The following is a 3,425-nucleotide window of genomic DNA, read 5'->3' as shown; positions in this document are numbered from 1 at the left end:
CCATACAACCCGTTTCCGAGTAGAGGTGGGCCCTTTTTGCAACTTATGTCTTGCAAAAAGGGCCAACCTCCCTTGCTTTCAATGCTGAAAAGCCCCCGGATTCGCAACTTTTGGCAAAAACGAACGCCTCGCTTTACGCAAGACCAATTCTCGGAGCATCAAGATTGTCAGCCGTGGATGGAAGAGACGGCCACAAACAGAAAGCGGGTCCAACCGCATATCGACAATCGGCCGAGAAGATAACGGTGCCCGCTTCGCCGGCCAACGCTAGGCATTACAATATTCAGCTAAGCCCAGAGAGGAGGCCAGGTTGACTAATCTTCGAATTCCTTTTCTTACGCTCACCGCGCTTGCGGTGCTACTTCTTTCTTGCGGTTGCTCACCCCAGCAAAAAAAGCTTGGCCCTTGCCCGAACGAATTCGAATTACACACGCCCATTTACGATCGCGACACCATTTTGTTCCATTACGAATCGTTCAACCATGAGGCAATCGATGGAATCCCTCCCACGCCTGAAGGAAGCGGCGGCGGCCCCCTCGCCGCCCTCTGGGCACTCGTAGGCACCGTTGAGGATTTCGATGGCGCCGGCATCGCAAAAATTAAAGTCGATAGGGACCAATCAAGCGGCTTCATTCTCGATACTGCATATCTCAACACAAACGCGCCTATCGAAGGCGGCGGCGTCATCGCCATCGGAGACAAAATAGAATGCCGTTTTCTCTACAATTCCAACTCGGAAATAATCGATCCCGGGAAAAGCGGCTACATCAGAATCGTAGATTCGGGGCCGGCCTCGTAAAGAAGTCGGCTTTTCGTGGCAATCCACCAGCCGATAAACCGCGCGGCCATTACAATAGCCACATCCAAACCCGATAATCCCCCCTGGAGGCCGCCCATGATGTGGTTCACCGCCGATTTACACTTCGGCCATTCGAGCATTCTTTCGAAAATGAATCGCCCGTTTGAAACCATCGAACGCATGAATCAAGGGCTCATTGCGGCGATTAATGAACGGGTAGCGCCCAGCGACTCGCTCTATGTGCTAGGCGACTTCGCGTATCAGACAACCGCCGAAAACGCACGCCGCCTACGCGAGCAAATCACTTGCGAGCACGTGCATCTCATTCGCGGCAACCATGACGATTCGTGGTCGACGGGCGCGGGCGCGGGGATTTTCGAAACCGAGCAGGACTATCTCGAAATCGCCCCCGGCTACGCGCGCGGCCATAAGCTCGTTTTGTTCCACTACCCCATCATGAGCTGGAATGGAAAACGCCGCGACGCCATCGCCCTGCACGGCCACGTCCACTCCAAAGGATCCACCAACAACGAGCGCAACCGCGAGCGCGGCATTCTTCGATACGACGTGGGCGTTGACGCAAACAGCTACGCACCCGTAAGCCTCACAGAAGTTTTGAAATTCTTTGAGGGCGCTCAGTCGCACTCTCGAATGGGGTAAGAAGGAACCGAGAGAACGTCCGACGTCACAAGCATCACAGGAGACCCCGCAGCATGAAACCCATCGCGCATATTCGCACCGACCTTCCCCAGAAGTTCGGCATTCCACGCAACAGCTTTCTGGCGCCACATTTGCAAGGGCGCATCGTTTTCGAGCCCGAGTTCGCGCTGAATAGCGCCGTCGCGGGACTCGACGGCTTCTCGCACGCATGGCTGCTTTGGGAATTTGAGAACGGCACGCCAGGCGGAACCGCGCAAGACATTGCAGCAGATGCCGCCACCGACGACAAAAGCGGCACGAACACGAAATGGTCGCCCACGGTGAGGCCTCCGCGCTTGGGCGGATCAGAGCGCATGGGAGTGTTCGCAACTCGAAGCCCATTCCGCCCCAACCCCATTGGATTGACCTGCGTCAAAATCGACCACGTCGAGCTCACCGACGACGGCCCGATTATCCATGTGTTGGGTGCCGACCTGCGCGATGGAACGCCCATCTTTGACATCAAGCCCTATATTCCCTTCGCCGACTGCCACCCCGATGCGACGGGCGGTTTCATCGACGATGTGCCCTGGCACGAACTAGACGTCGACTTTCCCGAAACGTTGCAGGCGCATATCGAGAACGACAAGCTCGAGGGTCTCGTGGAGGTGCTGCGCCAAGACCCGCGCCGCGCCGGAAGCAAGCACGACCCAAGCCGCGTCTACCATTTGGCCTTTGCCGCATATGACGTCGCTTTCACCGTAGACGGCGATGCGCTGCATGTGGTTGGGGTCGCAAGCGCATAGGCGATATGACGAGGGCACAAAAAGCTGGACGCCCCTCTTGCATACGCTTCTACAGATTGTGCCGACAATAGAGAAGAGGCCAAGGACCGAAGCCCTTGGCCTTTCGATTCATTCCGAATGGAAACCGTACGCCAAATGAAAGGCCTACTTCTTCCAAAGTTTATTGCCCGCCTTGAGCGTGAACGGAACGAGAACCGCAGCGACAACATACAGCGCGATAACCACCATGAAGCAGCCATCATACGATCCGGTGTTGTCGTAAATCAGGCCATATACCGTGAAAGAAATAGCGGTTGCGATGAAAATGCCCGTGGAAACCCAGGAATAAATCTGGGAATAATTACGCGGGCCGAACGTGCCGCGAGTGAGCATCGGCGCGATAACAGTAAGACCTGCGTAGCCGAAGCCGAAGATCGCCATGCCTGCATAGAATACTGCCTCGTTTGCGCCCGATTGCCATGCGAGCGTGATGCCCAAAGCGCCACCAATCGTCGCGATAAGGCCCGTCCACTGAATGCCGATTTTGTCATTCAACGCGCCCAACAGCAACTTGCCTACGATGCCGCCGACCATGATGATTGAAACGGCCATAGCGCCAACGGAAGCACCGAGCTCGCCATGCGCGCAGAAAGCCGGAATCTGCTGGAAGAACGCCGCGCACATGCAGAAGATGCCTGCCACAAGAATCAGCGTGTACATCGCGGGAGACTTGCGAGCCTCTTCGATAGTAGCGCCTTCGTTCTCGGCAGCAGCAACCGCAGCCGCAGCTTCCTCGGCGCTACGCTCTTCGGCATCTTCCCCAGTCTGGGAAGCGCCAAAAGGCAGAACGTTCATGACGGAAGGCGACTTGCGCACAAACGCGGCGCACAGCACGACCGAAGCGACCGTGGTAACGAGAGAAAGCACCAAACGCGCCGTCTGCCAGCCATATGCGCTAATGAGGGCCTGGCCAACTGGGCTCGCAATGGCAGCGAGCAGGGAAAGCGTTGCGGCAGAAATGCTCACGGCAATGCCGGCGCCCTTTTCGAACCAAATGTTGATAAGCACCGGAGCGGCCAGGTACATGAAGAATGCAGCGGTCACGCCGAACACGACGCCGTACAGATTCCACTGCCACAGTTCGGTGGCAAAGGCGGACGCAACCGAAGCCAAGCCAAACACGGCCGACACGGCGGTCATAA

4 protein-coding genes are annotated in these 3,425 nt (G+C 56.7%); 3 read left to right on the top strand and 1 reads right to left on the bottom strand.

The genetic code is table 11. The features are described 5' to 3' along the window. The first annotated feature begins 310 nt into the window (after window positions 1–310). The 3 genes from ACWI8T_RS09015 to tsaA all read left to right on the top strand — a co-directional run bounded on the left by ACWI8T_RS09015 (window position 311) and on the right by tsaA (window position 2,244). A complete protein-coding gene (locus ACWI8T_RS09015; RefSeq protein ID WP_449138697.1) occupies window positions 311–799 on the top strand; it encodes a hypothetical protein in 489 nt (162 codons plus the stop codon). A 96-nt stretch (window positions 800–895) separates the two neighbouring features. Then, window positions 896–1,459: a metallophosphoesterase gene (locus ACWI8T_RS09010; protein WP_417759705.1), complete on the top strand. Its 564-nt coding sequence runs from the start codon at window positions 896–898 to the stop codon at window positions 1,457–1,459. 53 nt (window positions 1,460–1,512) lie between these two features. After that, complete coding sequence (tsaA, locus tag ACWI8T_RS09005) at window positions 1,513–2,244, top strand: tRNA (N6-threonylcarbamoyladenosine(37)-N6)-methyltransferase TrmO (RefSeq protein ID WP_449138696.1); 732 nt, start codon at window positions 1,513–1,515, stop codon at window positions 2,242–2,244. Between the two features lie 144 nt (window positions 2,245–2,388). On the opposite strand, the gene ACWI8T_RS09000 is transcribed toward tsaA, so the two are convergent. Beyond that, on the bottom strand, window positions 2,389–3,425 hold a 1,037-nt coding region (locus tag ACWI8T_RS09000), incomplete at its 5' end, for an MFS transporter (protein ID WP_449138695.1).

Source organism: Slackia sp. (assembly GCF_977041755.1).
Note: the sequence above shows the minus strand (reverse complement) of the source record. Positions and strands in the feature narration are given on the sequence as shown.

Coding starts and splice junctions, on each gene's coding strand:
- ACWI8T_RS09010 (WP_417759705.1), top strand. CDS start 896: ATGATGTGGTTCACCGCCGATTTACACTTCGGCCATTCGAGCATTCTT.
- tsaA (WP_449138696.1), top strand. CDS start 1,513: ATGAAACCCATCGCGCATATTCGCACCGACCTTCCCCAGAAGTTCGGC.